We start from the raw sequence: 15,219 nt of genomic DNA on the forward strand, positions 1-15,219 counted from the left end.
CATCCACCCCACCCCTTAATAATTAATGTCAAAGTTTCTCTACTTATTCAGCGGGTAAAATCACCTTATCAATCACGTGAATAACGCCGTTACTGGTCATGATGTCGGCTTTAACGACTGTTGCATCATCCACCATCACCGCTTCCCCTAAGTCAACTTCAAGATCACTACCTTGAACGGTTTTAACTTTACCTGCTTCGAGGTCAGTAGAAGTAACCATCCCAGGAACAACATGGTAAGTTAAAATAGCGGTTAACTTATCCTTGTTTTCAGGTTTCAGTAATTCTTCGAGGGTGTCTTCCCCTAACGCTGCAAAAGCTTCGTCAGTGGGAGCAAATACTGTAAATTCTTGTTCCCCAGATAAGGTTTCAGCTAACCCGGCCGCTTGAACAGCAGCCACTAAGGTATTAAACTCTCCAGCGGCCATGGCGGTTTCCACCAAGTTCATCTCAGCGGTATCGCCTTCTTTTTCCATGGACATTTCTTCATCATCCATGTTGGTTTCCTTGTTTTCAATGGGAGCGGACATTTCGTCGTCATCCATGTCCGTTTCTTTTTCCATCATGGTTTCAGACATTTCATCGTCTTCTTCTTTGTCCATGACTTCTGTTTCGAGCTGAACTTCTTCTTCCGTGTCTTCAATGGGAGCGGACATTTCGTCGTCAGTCATGTCTGTTTCTCTTTCCATCATGGTTTCAGACATCTCATCGTCTTCTTCTTTATCCATGACTTCCGTTTCAGTCTGGGACTCTTCTACTTCCATTTTCTCTGCAACTGCTGGAGAAACAGAGACACCAAGAGCTAGAAGTACCCCTAAGAAGACCGCAAAGGATTTTAATCCTTTTGTTAAATTCAATTGCTTAATCATAGTTTTCCTTATGTTAAATTTTAGTATCAGGACAACTATTAATTAAGTTGACAAAAAAAAGTTAAGATTCAGATAAATCGGGAACTTTTATAGTATTGAGAATTAGTAACAATAAGGAAATCTTTATGCAGCAACTAAGAAGATAATTTTCAAGTTTTTATTTAAGACTCAGAGGCTGTCGTGGCCTTTTCTGTCTCCCGTTTAACGCGACGAATGGGTAAATTAGCGATTAATGCAGTCATCCGTTGATCGCTTTCTAGAGAAAATTCCATTTCATCGGGATCAATATCGACGTAACGGTTAACCACTGCTAAGATTTCTGTACGCATGGCCTCGATCATTTCAGGGTTTAAGCCGGCGCGATCGTGAGCAATAATGAATTTAAGACGGTGTTTTGCGTCCTCACCACTTTTGGTTTGACTTTTCCAGGGAAATATTTTTTCGAGAAGCTCAAGAATCATGGTTTTATGGGATCAATTAAGAGGGTTTACTTTCTGAAAATACTAAGAAGACGAGTGATGAGATTATCATCAGCAGCCATAAAATCAAGGAAAGGAATTTCTTTTCCGTTTAATCGTTGGGCAATATTAGTAAAGGCTAAACCTGGAATAGAAGGGGTTTCTTCTAAAACCAACGGTTCCCCTTTATTAGTAGAAATAATAATCCTTTCATCATCTGGGACAATTCCTAATAAGGGAATCACTAACAAATCTAAAATATCTTCTACCCCAATCATTTGATTGAGTTGGATCATTTTGGGTTTGATGCGATTAACAATAAGGTGAATTTTCTTAATATCTTCGCTTTCTAACAATCCCACAACTCTATCAGCGTCACGTACAGCTGCCATTTCGGGGGTGGTAACAATAATCGCTTCTTGTGCTGGGCAAATAGCGTTACGAAATCCCATTTCAATACCAGCCGGACTATCAATAAAGATGAAATCAAATTGTTTATCTAAGTATGCCACCAGTTTTTTCATATCATCAGGACTAATGGCTTCTTTGGTGCGATTTTGGGCGGCCGGTAATAGCATTAAATTAGGCTGACGTTTATCTTTAACCAAGGCTTTATCAATGGAACATTCCCCAGATAAAACATCAATGGCGGTATAAACCACTCGTTGTTCAAGCCCTAGAAGTAAATCTAAATTTCTTAAACCGAAATCTGCATCCACTAAAGCAATTTTATACCCTAATCGAGCGATCGCTGATCCTAAATTAGCGGTAATAGTGGTTTTGCCTACGCCCCCTTTTCCAGAGGTAATTACAATAACACGACTCATAATGTAAAGCTCAATTATCCAATAGTCTTGAATTAATTATTATGCAGGATTTGGAGTGTTTTTTTGAGTCCATCCCTTTTCCTTGGCCGTAAAAGTGTGGGTTTTATTAAAATTGAGGGCAGACTTTAGTCTAATACCTTCAGTTGTTAAATAAGCTACTTCTGGTTCAAATACTTCTGGACTGTCCCCAGGGGGTCGCGCTACAGCTTCTCCAATGCGTAACTGGGTTGGCTGCATTCGCAACGCCATAATACAACATTCTGGATTCCCTTTTGCCCCTGCGTGGGCAATACCTCGTAAATGTCCCCATATAATAATATCCCCATCAGCGATCACTTCTCCCCCTGGATTAACATCTCCTTGAATAATAATAGTTCCTGGATGACGAATAGCAACCCCAGAACGAACGGTTGTTTTAACATACAAAGGTTCGTTAAGATTGGTTTGACTTGACATCTCTATGGGAAAGAGTTCTCGTTTGGGGGTTTCTTGTTCAACAGAATAGCCAGCTGTCGCTGCAGTAATAGCGGTTTGACGGCGGGTGGTAAAAACACGAGTTAGCTTTAATTCTGCTGCGTCTAACGCTTCACCAATATTGTGAAATTGTCGACTATCAAGTAAACGGTTTTCCACTAATAAATGAACAGGAGTTCCTGGAGTCCAGGTTCCTTTGTGATGGGTTAAACAGTATTTTAAGTCTTGTAATAATTCTATCCAGTCTTTGTTTGCTTCTTTAGGTTCAGTGTCTGGCAAAATTAATAATAGTTTTTTTCCTGCTCTTTTTAGGTGGACTTGGGAATAGGGTTTAGAGGGATTGGCCTTACCATTAGGTAAAGAGGTGGTTGACTCACGACTCATAGACTTAAATCTTTAGACAATCTAAACGTTAAGCTTAACATTATTAGCAAAAAACCGGCGACATTGAAGCAAAGTTACTGGTTACTCACTCTGTTCCGATGCTATCGTGGAGAATTCATTTTTATAATGGGGATTTATTCATCAAAATTTCCTTCTAGCTTAATCTCTTAAAATACCAAATATTATTTGAGTTTAATTTTAAAAAAGGTTCCAAATCCTATGGCAATTGCTGTCCCAAGTAACGTTAAAGGTTCTGGGACAATATGATGGTTAGATGGGGAAGACTTTTTCAGCATTGCTGTCCATTTTCCGTTAAGAGAATTATCAACATCAAAATTTAACACTTGCTTCCAAGTCCCACTATTTTCGCCACTTTGTCCCTCAATAGATAAAAAATTCCTGTTGGAAAATTGATTGCCAAAAAACCATTGCTTATCTACAAATATATCAGGTCCATTAGGAATTGCACCTAAAACGCTGTTTGAGTTTTCATCCCACCAAAGCTGTCCTGATCGATCATTAAATCTCCACTCAGTTCCTAATATATTTGCAGAAAAACTAATTAATTCAGTTTTAACATCACGACCATTAAATTGATCGCATGAGTCACCAAAAGCTGCTGTTTGAATACAAGTAATTGTGTCAGCATCATAAGTAAATTCACCAGAACCAATTTGATTATCTGAGTTATCAAAAAATTTCATATTATATCCTATAATTGCAGCAAATGAAGGATTAATGTTAACGATTCCTCCAATTAAGCTGATAACCGTAGTGGTTGCTAAAATTTTATCTACTAGAAAGTTCATGTTAAACGCTTAATAAAATTTGATTAATGATCAATTTAACCTACGTATATACCGATCGTCATCCCCTTAATAAAATTTCTTAGAGTTAACCTTGAATTAGTTTTTACTCATCACGAATTTTTCGGAAGAATTACTCCATTTTTTCCTAAAGATGGATAATTTTCTCCTTTTTTTTGATAGATTGTGGCTAGGGCTGGATAGCTCCATTCAAATAAGATTTTATGATACCTATCCAAATCTAATCTGCTTGTATCATACATTTTTTGTGCTAGTCTCTGGCGTTGTGCCTCAAATAAAATAACTGCAGCAGCAACGGAAACATTCAAAGATTGTACCATTCCTAACATGGGGACGATGATATGTCCATCCACTAAGTTCGCTGCTTCTTCACTCACTCCCCATTTTTCTGCTCCTAATAAAATAGCTGTAGGTTGAGTATAATCAATCTCTCGATAGTCTAAAGATTGATCGGTAAAATGGGCAGCATATATATTGAAATTTTGGCGTTTTAAATGGTTTATACCTGTTTTAATATTGGGGTGACTATGGAGAAAGACCCACTTATCACTCCCTTGCGAAACTTGCGAAAACGTAGGAAATTCATCGGTTGTATTAATACAATGAACATCTAATATTCCCACAGCATCGCAAGTGCGGATAATGGCTGATAAGTTATGAGGTTTATGAACATCCTCGGTTAAAATAGTTAAGTCTGGTTGTCTTTTTTCAAGAACTTGTCTGATACGATGATAACGTCGAGGAAGCAGATTCATGAAGTCAAAAGCTAGTAAAATTTAGAATTTTTTTGCAAGGATAATTTATACCCTAATCCAAAAATGAATAATATTTATTCATATCAAGATAATTATATCATGACACTATTCCCTATCTTCTAAAATAAGATTAAAAAATTGATAATCAATAAACTAAATTACTAGATTAGCTATTGATGATAAAATAAAGAAAACGAGATAATAAAAATATGAAAAATTTTGATTGGATTGTTGTTGGTGCTGGCATTACAGGAGCAACTCTAAGTTACGAATTAGCTAAACAAGGACTGGCAGTTTTATTATTAGAAAAAGATTCTAATTATACTAATGCAACTCGTTACAGTTATGGAGGTATTGCCTATTGGTCAGGAACCGATAATTTTTCTACCCAGTTATGTAAAGAAAGTCGGGAAATGTATCATCAATTATCAGAAGAGTTAGGACAAAATACGGAATTTAGAGAACTGGATCTAATGTTAACAATTCCGATAGATAAAGATCCAAAAACTATTACTAAAAATTATCAGAAATTTTTTATTAAACCTCAATTATTAAGCCCTCAAGAGTCTACTGAAATCGAACCTTTATTAAACCCTGATACTATCTCAGGCTGTCTTAAACTACCTCATGGACATATTCACCCACAAAAAACAAATAATGCTTACCAACAAGCTTTCTTAAGATTAGATGGAACTATAAAGTATGAAGAAGTGACTCAATTATTATCTGAAAATGAAACCCTAACGGGGGTACAAACAAACAAAGAAAACTACCACAGTAAAAATGTGGTAGTTTGTGCAGGAGGATTAAGTCGTTCTTTATTAAAAACTCTGGGAATTACCCTTAATATTTATTTTACTCATTCTCAGTTAATCTTAACTTCACCTGTAGATACTAATTTAAGAACTTTAGTAATGCCAGCTATTTTAAATCGTCTTGATATCGAAGAAAAATCAGGAAATTCTGAGCTAAAATCTTTATGGAATCGTCCCAATGATGAGATTATTTCCAATGTCATGGAACCCGGTGCAATTCAATTTTTAGATGGTCGTTTTTGTTTAGGTCAAATTAGTCAAATTAGAACTAATCCTTACACTAAACTTGATAGTAAGTCAGCAGAAAAAACAATTCGCCAAGGAGTCGGAAAAGTACTGCCTGAATTACAAGAATTACCGGGAAAATTACACCATTGTTTAGTTGCTTTTTGCCCTGACTCTAACTTTTTAGTAGGTAAAATTGACACATTAACAGGACTTCATGTATTCTCAGGATTTACTAGCACCTTTGTTTTTGCCCCTGCTTTAGCCAAACGTTTCGCTAATTGGGTAATAGAAGATGACAAAAAAATGCCATCTTTGTTATAATAATAATTGATTTATTTTTAGAAAAATTATTGTGAGAATTATGGTAAAAATAGCTGCTATTAATGGAAGTTTACGAGAAGATTCTTATAGTGCGAAAGCCATAGAAATAGCGATCGCAAGAATTGAAGCTTTAGGCGCAGAAGTAACCTTTCTTGACTTACGGAAGATGAATCTACCGTTTTGTGATGGAGGTAAAGAATTTGACCAATATCCCGATGTAGAAAAATTGCGCCAAACTGTTAAAGAAGCCGATGGGTTACTATTAGCAACCCCAGAATATCATGGTAGTGTTAGTGGCGTTATGAAAAATGCTTTAGATTTAATGAGTTTTGATGAGTTATCAGGAAAAGTAACTGGTTTAATTAGTGTTTTAGGGGGACAACCTAATAGTAACGCTCTAAATCATTTAAGATTAATTATGCGATGGGTTCATGCTTGGGTTATTCCAGAACAAGTTGCTATTGGACAAGCATGGCAAGCTTTTAATGAAGAAGGCAAATTAATAGATGAAAAGTTATCGGAACGGTTTGATAAATTTGCTATGAGTTTAGTGGAAAATAGCCAAAAACTAAGATAGGGAAATATCCAAAAAATCGGCAATATATTGATTAACTAAGTCAGGTTGTTCCTGTTGTACCCAGTGACTACAATTAGGAATATATCTAATCGTAAAATCAGTCACATAACCCTCCGTTCCGTAGGTCAATTCTTTCCCTAAAGCGGTATCGTTTTCACCCCAGATCATTAAGGTAGGAACATCTAATTTATTCCATGACTTTTCTGATGTGAAAATTTGCTTCACAAAGCAACGGTAATAATTAATCATAGCAGTTAATGCCCCTGGTTTAGCTGCTGATTTTTTATAAGCTTGTATATCTTCATCGCTAAACGCAGACTTATCGATTGCCATGTTCATAAAAGCGGATTCAATAGCTTCATAATTGTTCCATCGTATTAATAGTTCAGGTAAAAAAGGCAGTTGAAAAAAGAAAACGTACCAGCTTTTTTTCAATTGTTGAGGTGTTCGGAATCCCTCTATCAACTTAGCAGGATGGGGAATATTTAAAACAATTAGTTTCTCCACCATTTCAGGATATTGATCAGCAAAATACCAAGCGATTAAACCACCCCAATCATGAGCAACCAAAATACATTTTTCGTAGCCTAAATTAGTAATAATGCCAGCAATATCTTTAACTAATTCTGAGATATCATATAGCTTAATTGATTGTAATTGATCACTATAATTATAGCCTCTTAAATCAGGAGCAACGACACAATAATTTTTAGAAAAAGCTTTAATCTGATGTCGCCATGAGTACCAAAATTCAGGAAATCCATGTAACATTAACATCAAATTTCCTTCTCCTTCGGAAACATAATGGAGTCTAACTCCATTCGTATAAAGATAGTTATGATTCCAATTTGTGTTAACTAAAGACATAATAATTGTTATTTTAATTTTTCTGAAAGTAAACTTTGTAAGAAATTATCTAATTTCTCTTCTGGACAAGTTTCGATTAACGAATAAAAAGCTTCTAATAATTTAGCGGAAATCTCCCCATGAACAGCACTTAAACCCCAAACATCTTCTACCCAGTCTTGGGGGTTTGTTTGCTCAAAAATCATCCTTTCTAAAAGTTGTTTTGCTTCTGTTTTAGAAATAGTCATAAAATTACTCTTTGTTTACTGCAATTGTAACTAAATTATTGTTCTTCTCTATTAATAGCAGAAAATAAAGCAGAATAATCCTGATCTGATAATCCTAATTCTATTGTTTGTTGAATAATAGTCCTAATTCCTTGTAAAACTTCAGTATTTAAGCCATTTTCTTCAGCTTGATTTAAGAATAAATTGACATCTTTTAATAAATGTTTACTAGGAAAGTTAGGATTTTCAAAATTACGCTGCTGCATTCTATCTAACTTTTTATCAAATGTGGGGGCATACAAAGTGCTTTCTCTTAAAATGCTCATAAATTTATCAATATCAACTCCTTGCCGTTCAATTAATCCTAAACTTAAGGCAAAACCACTGGTTAAGGCTGCAATTAATTGATTCAATGCTAACTTTAAAGCCGATGCTGTGCCAACTTTCCCAATATATTCAGGTTGTGAGCTAAATTGCTGTAAAATTGGCTTAAATTCGTCAAATTGAGACGTTTTAGCACCCACCATGACTAATAATGTTCCATCTTTAACTTGAGGAATACTACCCAATACAGGGGCTTCTAAATATTGTCCCCCCTGCTTTTCTACCACTTCTTGAATGCTGCGGCTTTCATCAGGGGCAATAGTTCCCATTTGGATAATGGTACGGTTTTGTAGCTTATCTGCCGTTTCTGGGCTTAGCAACACCTCTCTAATGGCTGTGGCATCCGTTAACATCAAAATGAGTATGTCTGCGGTTTGGATGGCTTCTAACGGGGTTTGAGCGATTTTAGCCCCTAAAGCTTCTAATTCTTGGGCTTTACTGATGGTTCGATTATAAACAATAACAGAATAATTAGCTTGTAATAACCTTTCTGCTAGGGGTTTACCCATTAATCCTATGCCGAATACACCGATATTCATAAAGTTTATTGCTTGATTTTTTTATTTGCGATCGCTTTTAATTGTAACAGTTTCAAAAGCCAGCCGATACAATCCCCAAACTAAGATAAAATATTACTAATATTTATCAAGTATATTGGTTGATTTTTATGTTTGCGATCGCTTTTAATTATAATAATAAGAGTAAGATAAGCAGTGCATCAGACTACGATATTAATTTCAGATTTTCAAGTATATTTTTAGGTTAATAAATTATGATTAAAGAGACTGCTACTGCGTTAAATATTCTGAGTAAAGTTATTCCTCTATTAACCAAGGAAAGAGATCCGTTAAAACAAGGTTATTATGTTTGTATGTCGGCTTATAATTTTGCTGTAAAAGAAGTATTGAAACAGGCAAAGGAAGACAAAAAAATAGAAGGTGCAGACTTTCGTGTAATTGATGCAACTGATGAATTTATTAATCCTAAAAACCTGAAAAATATTGATATGTCTGGGTTTACTCTGCAAGGTGCGCTGTCTCATTCTTTTACTAACTATGCCGAAGAAACATTAAAGAAAATTGCTCCAGGTTATGGCATTAATAAAACCCAGATTGATAGTTTAAGGGCAGATATTCATTACTCTTTTTTAAGAAATTTACGGTTAGTGTTAACTGATGCTAGAACAGCAGAAAAAGTTGAAGGGTTTAGAAATCTAATTATTTTAGATAATAGTCCGTTGCAATTACAAGAAGTGTTATACGCTCATGGTTATTATCAATCTTGGTTATATAACACCGCTAAAGTGTTTAAAAAAGAAGCATTTTCCTTGAGTGACATTTATTTAGAGACAGATTGTGGCGATTTGAAATGGTCAGAAATTAAACCCCCATCTAAACATAATCAGTCTAATAGATTTTATCAAGAGACATTAACTACTAAGAAAAATCCCTTTTCCGAAACGGATAGTCAGCGTGTTAACCTTTTATCTACTGTTCTCAACTATTTTGAAGATCCTAAATTCAAAGAACCCATAGTCATTCAAGGAATTGCAGGTGCAGGGAAATCTTCCTTTACCTTACATTTAGCCCATATATTAAGAGAAAAAGGTTGTACTCCTATTCGGGTTCTCTTGAAAGATATTATAAATCTTAATCAAAATCTCTTAGAAACTATTCCCAAGTCCTTGAGATTTGGGGAAGAAGAAATGGACAATTTTAAATATGATCCAGAATTTGATCCTGAATGGTTACGAGAGTTAATTAACCGTAATGAAGTTATTTATTTTGGGGAGAAAAGAACGGAAATATCTCCTTATGTATTTATTTTTGATGGATGGGATGAAATTAGGACTGAAGCAAGCCAAGGTTTCAAAGAAAGTATCGAAAAAGTATTAAAAAATATCAGAAATGTGTTTATTGAGCAACGTGGAAAACGTCCCCCTATTCGTATGATTGTAACCGGTCGTCCAAGTCGAGATGTTAGTGATACCGGTTTTCTCTGTGACTCTACTCCTATTCTCACATTGAAACCCTTAACTCATACACAGTTAGACACTTATATTAAGGATTTTCAAGACGCACGTCAAAAGTCAAATGCACCCTATCAAACCTTAGATCCCAAATATATTGATATTATTTTAAACACCTATAAACAAGAATTTGAGCAATTAGTAAAAGAACATGAACGAGGAAATATATCTGATATTAACGGCAGTTTAGCGGTGTTGGGTTTACCGTTACTTGCTTATTTAACTCTGCGTTTATTGTTCAAAGTTGAGTCAGAAGAGGAGTTACAAGCTCTTATTCATAACCCTACTAATTTATATCGTGCCTTAATTGATGAAACCTGTGAAGGGGCAGGAAACCCTAGCTTTACAAAAGATTTATCACAAGAACGTTATCGTTTATCAGGTTATCCCCTCAGACGACTACTTTGGCAAACCGCACAAGCAATAACCGCAATGAGAAAAGAAACCATTTCTCGGAACGAGTTATGGTCACGAATTGATCAAAAAGAATTGAAAGACAATTTAGAGTCCATTGTCAAAAAAATTACCCGAGACAATGTTCTCAGTCCCTTAATTATCAGTTTCTTCTTTAAAGAAAATACAGGAGAAGGGTGTGAATTTGTTCATAAGTCCTTCCGAGAATATCTCTTTGCTGAGGCGATCGTGGAACGGTTAAAAGCTTATGGAACAGATGACAAAGTCATTGAACAATATCAAAATCAAGAAGATTCCAAAAACGGTTTTCCCGAACGAGAGAAATTTTGGCAAAACTTTGAGACTTCTGATCCTCGTTATGATCTTACCCGTGATCTCAGTAAATGTTTCGCCACTGCTTGGCTATCTCCTGAAATTAGAACCCATCTTCTTAATATACTGACTTGGGAAATAAACCGCGCTTCTGACATAACCGCATCATCTTCACCCACTCCCCTAGACAAATGGGGTTATATTCGGGATGCACTGGCCGATATTTGGGACTGGTGGGCAGCAGATATGGTGTTTTGTTCTCAACCCAAAGAACACGACTATCATATCCCTGATTTTCATCCTCCTTATTTAGTGGAACTGGCTAAACTTTGCTCTCCTTTAGATCAACAAGTTTGGGAAAATGGGCTTCCTGAACCAGAAGGAGGTCATACTATTAATGCTAGGTTAGGGGATGCTTTTTTTCATTTAAGTGCGATCGTTCATGGGTTGCTTTATCAGTATGCAATAAAAGAGCTTTCTGAGTCGGTAAAATTTGAGGAACCCCAACACCGACGACGGTATCAAACCCTATGTATTGCTAAAGATGAAAACGATCAAAAGATTTCTTGGATCAGATTTGCTCCCAATGGAAGACTTTATGATCATTTTCAAACCTTAGTCAACCGTATTAATGCAGCAGAAACGCGACCCCAAGAAACATTTCCGAGTTACGTTTGGGGGTTTGGAATTGAACTTTATGAAGCCAAACTCACAGGAGCCGACCTCACAGGAGCCTATCTAGAAGGAGCCGACCTCGGAGGAGCCGACCTCACAGGAGCCGACCTCACAGGAGCCGACCTCGAAGGAGCCGACCTCAGAGGAGCCTATCTAGAAGGAGCCGACCTCGGAGGAGCCGACCTCACAGGAGCCGACCTCGAAGGAGCCGACCTCACAGGAGCCGACCTCAGAGGAGCCGACCTCACAGGAGCCTATCTAGAAGGAGCCTATCTAGAAGGAGCCGACCTCACAGGAGCCGACCTCACAGGAGCCTATCTAGAAGGAGCCTATCTAGAAGGAGCCGACCTCGGAGGAGCCGACCTCACAGGAGCCGACCTCGAAGGAGCCGACCTCAGAGGAGCCGACCTCGGAGGAGCCGACCTCGGAGGAGCCGACCTCACAGGAGCCGACCTCAGAGGAGCCGACCTCACAAAAACCGACCTCAATGAAGCCAGATATCTAACTGTAAAACAGGTACAAGAAGCAAAAAACAACGGGAAAGATGCCATCTATGATGAAGAGATGGAGAAAAAGTTGGGGTTAGGGGACAATTAATAGTCATAGTAGAGATTCCTCGTTCCTCGGAATGACATTTCGTACCCGTCATTTCTTATTAGCATAGTGAGCAAGATGCTCACATTACCTTGTCTCAAACTGATTTGAATTGAATACCGTCATTGCGAGGGGGAAAATTAAAGCTTCAACTAAGCTTTAGTAACAGTTTTATCTATCATTTCTAACCAAAACCAACCCAACAAACAACCTATAACATAATGAGGAAAATCCCACCAAGAAAAAGTAGTCCCTAATAATAACTTACCCAAAATATGAGAACGCATTAAAGCTAAAATAGGAGGATTCCATAATTGTAATATTTCTAGTAAACAAGTAATAATAAAAACATAAATAGGAATTAATTTAATGGCTTTTTTACTAGAAAAGAATAAAAAAAAACAAACACCAAAAAACTTCATACCAAATAGCTGCCCCGTAATCATTGACCCATGTGCTACCAACCCCTTGATAATATTTGGAATATAAACCAAGGGGAACAACAAAAAAGATTGAGAGAAGAATTAAGCTCCTTTTTCTAGTAAAAACTAGCATAGTTTAAGTAGTTAAATTTTGAAAAAACATTTTCTCAAAACTAAACCCTTTAAATGATTTAGCGACTTCTGCAGCTTTTTCTAATTCTGATAATTTTATCTCAATATTACATTCTTGGGCAAAAATAATTAAATCATTCATTGATTTACATTGACGTAATTGTTTATTCAATTTTTCGTCATTATGAACTTTCTCAAAGAAAAGACGAATAGACGGGTCAATCCTAATTAACCATTCGTGATAAGCGTGTTGAGCGAGTTCTTGAAAATCCTCAAGGGTTAATACAAATCCTTCCTCTTTAGCAACATTAATCATATCAAAGGGGGATTTAAGAGACGCTAATTTTGTTTGTAATTCAGGAGATTCAATTAAATATTGATTAAATTCTTGACTGACTTGAGATAGCATAAGTGTTAATTATTATCGGAGATATTTCTAACCTCAATTTTATTGTAAATGATAAGGAACGAAAACCTGCACCTATCTAATTCATTAAACCTTAAGCAGTAGGAAAATGAGTCATTCCTGCTTCAGCTTCTAATTGTAAAGCCCCTTTTTTAATATTAACGTCTTCAACTTTTAAAGATAAACCATCAACTTTGAAATTTTTTAAGTTTAAGATACTTTTGGCTTCTTCTAAAATGGGATTGAGTAAAATTGATGATAAATCAGGTTCCTCTAAATATTCAATGTCATCAATAATCACGCCATTTCCTGCTTGACAAATTTTCGGTTTAATTTCTAAACTAACTTTTTTAACCTCTTTAGTATCTTCTGGTTTAACCGTTCCTTCAATTAATATTTTTCCTGTATCTAATAAATTACAATTAACCTGTTGCAAGCTTACCTTAACAACTTCTTCGGCAATAACAATCTTATGCTGTTTATTCCTCAAAATTGCTCTATCTAATACTCTGGTAATATCTTTTTCAGTTAATAAAACACAAGCTTTTCCTCGACTGGGGTGAGTTAACTGAATGTTACCCATTAATGCTTTAAAAGGACTCACAGCAATGGTATTCAACGTAATATTAATACTTTCCATTCTCAAAGCATTTTCTACCATTAACCCTTGACAATCAATTACCAATGATTCTAGGGTTCCTTTTGCCAATAAGTTGGGGTCAGTTTTAACTTTTACCACTAACTTATCTCTTTTATCTAGCTTAGTGGATAAGGCAACTTCAGCTATTTTATTAATGGTTTTTTCCCCTAAATCATCGAACTTGAAAAACATTGGTTTAAACTGTGTATGTGTGAGTAATTAAAGTTAAAAAGAAGCCCCGCAAAGGGGGCTTTATCTTAAAGGGTTATTAAATAACCGTTATATTCCTTAGAGAGCGTTACCGCGAGGTAATACTTCTTCAGGGAATACAAAGTTTTGATGGGGTTGGTCTTGGGGAGCCATCCAAGCTCTGAGACCTTCGTTTAATAAAATGTTTTTGGTGTAGAATGTCTCAAATTCGGGGTCTTCTGCTGCCCGTAATTCTTGAGACACGAAGTCATAAGCTCGTAAGTTTAAGGCTAAACCGACAATACCGATCGCACTCATCCATAACCCAGTTACGGGTACGAATAACATGAAGAAGTGTAACCAACGTTTGTTAGAGAAGGCAATGCCGAATATCTGTGACCAGAAACGGTTGGCTGTCACCATTGAGTAGGTTTCTTCTGCTTGAGTGGGTTCAAAGGCACGGAAGGTATTAGCTTGCTCACCATCTTCAAACAAGGTGTTTTCTACGGTTGCACCGTGAATGGCACAGAGTAAAGCACCACCTAAAACACCAGCCACTCCCATCATGTGGAAGGGGTTCAGTGTCCAGTTGTGGAACCCTTGTAAGAATAAGATGAAACGGAAAATTCCTGCTACTCCAAAACTAGGTCCGAAGAACCAGCTAGACTGTCCTAGAGGGTACATCAAGAATACACTGACGAATACCGCAATAGGGGCAGAGAAAGCGATGGCGTTGTAAGGACGGATGCCAACTAAACGGGAAATTTCAAACTGACGTAACATGAAGCCAATCAGTCCAAATGCTCCGTGAAGGGCTGTAAATGTCCATAAACCGCCGATTTGGCACCAACGGGTGAAGTCTCCTTGGGCTTCTGGTCCCCAGAGGAACAGTAAGGAGTGTCCGAAGGCGTTAGCAGGAGAAGAAACCGCTACGGTTAAAAAGTTACATCCTTCTAGGTAGGAACTGGCTAACCCGTGGGTGTACCAGGATGTTACAAAGGTGGTTCCGGTTAACCAGCCTCCTAGTGCTAAATAAGCACAGGGGAATAGTAGTAAACCAGACCAACCTACGAATACAAAGCGATCGCGTTTTAACCAGTCATCGAGGACGTCAAACCATCCTCTTTCTGGTGCGCGTCCGACTGCAATAGTCATGGACTTATCTCCAAAATCAATATAAGTACAGAGTTTTTTCTTCTCGAAAATCACCTAGCAAATTCCAACCTTCTATTATGAGGCAGACTGTTAGACGAAATCTAAGAAAACGTTACTTTTCTTAACTTAATTCCTATGTTAATAAAATCTTTCCGAAAAAGCAAACTAGACAACAAATTTCTTCTGGCTTTTGGAAGATGTTTATAGTAGAAGGTCAAATCATTGATGAAACCTTGATCCCAAGGGGATAATTAGAGAGG

Annotated in this window: 16 protein-coding genes; 3 read left to right on the top strand and 13 right to left on the bottom strand. The window is 36.7% G+C overall.

The window, feature by feature from the left end; translation table 11 throughout:
- Nucleotides 1-43 precede the first annotated feature (43 nt).
- From CY0110_RS05905 to trmH, 6 genes are all read right to left on the bottom strand, one after another.
- Nucleotides 44-868 (bottom strand): fasciclin domain-containing protein, encoded by an 825-nt coding sequence (locus tag CY0110_RS05905; RefSeq protein ID WP_008274413.1) that lies wholly within the window; start codon nucleotides 866-868, stop codon nucleotides 44-46.
- Between the two features lie 161 nt (nucleotides 869-1,029).
- Nucleotides 1,030-1,329 carry a cell division topological specificity factor MinE gene (minE, locus tag CY0110_RS05910; RefSeq protein ID WP_008274414.1) on the bottom strand — a complete coding sequence of 100 codons (300 nt, stop codon included), beginning with the start codon at nucleotides 1,327-1,329 and terminating at the stop codon, nucleotides 1,030-1,032.
- Nucleotides 1,330-1,355: 26 nt separating this feature from the next.
- Nucleotides 1,356-2,153 (bottom strand): septum site-determining protein MinD, encoded by a 798-nt coding sequence (minD, locus tag CY0110_RS05915; protein ID WP_008274415.1) that lies wholly within the window; start codon nucleotides 2,151-2,153, stop codon nucleotides 1,356-1,358.
- Between the two features lie 39 nt (nucleotides 2,154-2,192).
- Nucleotides 2,193-3,011: a septum site-determining protein MinC gene (gene minC, locus CY0110_RS05920; RefSeq protein ID WP_008274416.1), complete on the bottom strand. Its 819-nt coding sequence runs from the start codon at nucleotides 3,009-3,011 to the stop codon at nucleotides 2,193-2,195.
- 182 nt (nucleotides 3,012-3,193) lie between these two features.
- Nucleotides 3,194-3,820 carry a PEP-CTERM sorting domain-containing protein gene (locus CY0110_RS30785; RefSeq protein WP_008274417.1) on the bottom strand — a complete coding sequence of 209 codons (627 nt, stop codon included), beginning with the start codon at nucleotides 3,818-3,820 and terminating at the stop codon, nucleotides 3,194-3,196.
- A gap of 110 nt (nucleotides 3,821-3,930) precedes the next feature.
- On the bottom strand, nucleotides 3,931-4,593 hold the full coding sequence (trmH, locus tag CY0110_RS05930) for a tRNA (guanosine(18)-2'-O)-methyltransferase TrmH (RefSeq protein ID WP_008274419.1): 663 nt from the start codon (nucleotides 4,591-4,593) through the stop codon (nucleotides 3,931-3,933).
- 209 nt (nucleotides 4,594-4,802) lie between these two features.
- Between trmH and CY0110_RS05935 the strand changes: the two genes are divergently transcribed.
- The gene (locus CY0110_RS05935) at nucleotides 4,803-5,957 is read left to right on the top strand and encodes an NAD(P)/FAD-dependent oxidoreductase (RefSeq protein WP_008274421.1); all 1,155 of its coding nucleotides are present in this window, start codon (nucleotides 4,803-4,805) and stop codon (nucleotides 5,955-5,957) included.
- Nucleotides 5,958-5,997: 40 nt separating this feature from the next.
- Complete coding sequence (locus CY0110_RS05940) at nucleotides 5,998-6,534, top strand: NADPH-dependent FMN reductase (protein WP_008274422.1); 537 nt, start codon at nucleotides 5,998-6,000, stop codon at nucleotides 6,532-6,534.
- Here the strand turns inward: CY0110_RS05940 and CY0110_RS05945 are convergent.
- The 3 genes from CY0110_RS05945 to CY0110_RS05955 are packed head-to-tail and all read right to left on the bottom strand — an operon-like array spanning nucleotide 6,526 to nucleotide 8,530.
- Nucleotides 6,526-7,401 (bottom strand): alpha/beta fold hydrolase, encoded by an 876-nt coding sequence (locus CY0110_RS05945; protein ID WP_008274423.1) that lies wholly within the window; start codon nucleotides 7,399-7,401, stop codon nucleotides 6,526-6,528. The genes CY0110_RS05940 and CY0110_RS05945 overlap by 9 nt on opposite strands.
- 8 nt (nucleotides 7,402-7,409) lie before the next feature.
- Nucleotides 7,410-7,628, bottom strand: coding sequence for a hypothetical protein (locus CY0110_RS05950; protein WP_008274424.1), 219 nt, complete (start codon nucleotides 7,626-7,628; stop codon nucleotides 7,410-7,412).
- Between the two features lie 35 nt (nucleotides 7,629-7,663).
- Complete coding sequence (locus CY0110_RS05955; protein WP_035798640.1) at nucleotides 7,664-8,530, bottom strand: NAD(P)-dependent oxidoreductase; 867 nt, start codon at nucleotides 8,528-8,530, stop codon at nucleotides 7,664-7,666.
- Between the two features lie 233 nt (nucleotides 8,531-8,763).
- Here CY0110_RS05955 and CY0110_RS30790 point away from each other — a divergent pair, with 233 nt between their 5' ends.
- Nucleotides 8,764-12,018, top strand: a complete 3,255-nt coding sequence (locus CY0110_RS30790; protein ID WP_008274426.1) for a pentapeptide repeat-containing protein — start codon at nucleotides 8,764-8,766, stop codon at nucleotides 12,016-12,018.
- Nucleotides 12,019-12,167: 149 nt separating this feature from the next.
- On the opposite strand, the gene CY0110_RS05965 is transcribed toward CY0110_RS30790, so the two are convergent.
- From CY0110_RS05965 to psbD, 4 genes are all read right to left on the bottom strand, one after another.
- Nucleotides 12,168-12,437, bottom strand: coding sequence for a ribosomal maturation YjgA family protein (locus tag CY0110_RS05965; protein WP_232285690.1), 270 nt, complete (start codon nucleotides 12,435-12,437; stop codon nucleotides 12,168-12,170).
- 136 nt (nucleotides 12,438-12,573) lie between these two features.
- A complete protein-coding gene (locus tag CY0110_RS05970) occupies nucleotides 12,574-12,978 on the bottom strand; it encodes a Nif11 family protein (protein WP_008274429.1) in 405 nt (134 codons plus the stop codon).
- Nucleotides 12,979-13,069: 91 nt separating this feature from the next.
- The gene (locus CY0110_RS05975) at nucleotides 13,070-13,807 is read right to left on the bottom strand and encodes an LmeA family phospholipid-binding protein (RefSeq protein WP_008274431.1); all 738 of its coding nucleotides are present in this window, start codon (nucleotides 13,805-13,807) and stop codon (nucleotides 13,070-13,072) included.
- Between the two features lie 96 nt (nucleotides 13,808-13,903).
- A complete protein-coding gene (gene psbD, locus CY0110_RS05980; protein WP_008274432.1) occupies nucleotides 13,904-14,959 on the bottom strand; it encodes a photosystem II D2 protein (photosystem q(a) protein) in 1,056 nt (351 codons plus the stop codon).
- Nucleotides 14,960-15,219: the final 260 nt, after the last annotated feature.

Origin of the sequence: Crocosphaera chwakensis CCY0110 (genome assembly GCF_000169335.1) — a bacterium.
In the GTDB taxonomy this organism is placed as follows: Bacteria; Cyanobacteriota; Cyanobacteriia; order Cyanobacteriales; family Microcystaceae; genus Crocosphaera; species Crocosphaera chwakensis.

Bases quoted from the DNA above. Each gene is read 5' to 3' on its own strand.
- minD (WP_008274415.1), bottom strand. From the start codon at position 2,153: ATGAGTCGTGTTATTGTAATTACCTCTGGAAAAGGGGGCGTAGGCAAA.
- minC (WP_008274416.1), bottom strand. From the start codon at position 3,011: ATGAGTCGTGAGTCAACCACCTCTTTACCTAATGGTAAGGCCAATCCC.
- CY0110_RS05940 (WP_008274422.1), top strand. From the start codon at position 5,998: ATGGTAAAAATAGCTGCTATTAATGGAAGTTTACGAGAAGATTCTTAT.
- CY0110_RS05945 (WP_008274423.1), bottom strand. From the start codon at position 7,401: ATGTCTTTAGTTAACACAAATTGGAATCATAACTATCTTTATACGAAT.
- psbD (WP_008274432.1), bottom strand. From the start codon at position 14,959: ATGACTATTGCAGTCGGACGCGCACCAGAAAGAGGATGGTTTGACGTC.
- CY0110_RS05970 (WP_008274429.1), bottom strand. From the start codon at position 12,978: ATGCTATCTCAAGTCAGTCAAGAATTTAATCAATATTTAATTGAATCT.
- CY0110_RS05950 (WP_008274424.1), bottom strand. From the start codon at position 7,628: ATGACTATTTCTAAAACAGAAGCAAAACAACTTTTAGAAAGGATGATT.
- CY0110_RS05965 (WP_232285690.1), bottom strand. From the start codon at position 12,437: ATGAAGTTTTTTGGTGTTTGTTTTTTTTTATTCTTTTCTAGTAAAAAA.
- CY0110_RS05935 (WP_008274421.1), top strand. From the start codon at position 4,803: ATGAAAAATTTTGATTGGATTGTTGTTGGTGCTGGCATTACAGGAGCA.
- CY0110_RS05905 (WP_008274413.1), bottom strand. From the start codon at position 868: ATGATTAAGCAATTGAATTTAACAAAAGGATTAAAATCCTTTGCGGTC.
- minE (WP_008274414.1), bottom strand. From the start codon at position 1,329: ATGATTCTTGAGCTTCTCGAAAAAATATTTCCCTGGAAAAGTCAAACC.
- CY0110_RS30790 (WP_008274426.1), top strand. From the start codon at position 8,764: ATGATTAAAGAGACTGCTACTGCGTTAAATATTCTGAGTAAAGTTATT.
- trmH (WP_008274419.1), bottom strand. From the start codon at position 4,593: ATGAATCTGCTTCCTCGACGTTATCATCGTATCAGACAAGTTCTTGAA.
- CY0110_RS30785 (WP_008274417.1), bottom strand. From the start codon at position 3,820: ATGAACTTTCTAGTAGATAAAATTTTAGCAACCACTACGGTTATCAGC.
- CY0110_RS05975 (WP_008274431.1), bottom strand. From the start codon at position 13,807: ATGTTTTTCAAGTTCGATGATTTAGGGGAAAAAACCATTAATAAAATA.
- CY0110_RS05955 (WP_035798640.1), bottom strand. From the start codon at position 8,530: ATGAATATCGGTGTATTCGGCATAGGATTAATGGGTAAACCCCTAGCA.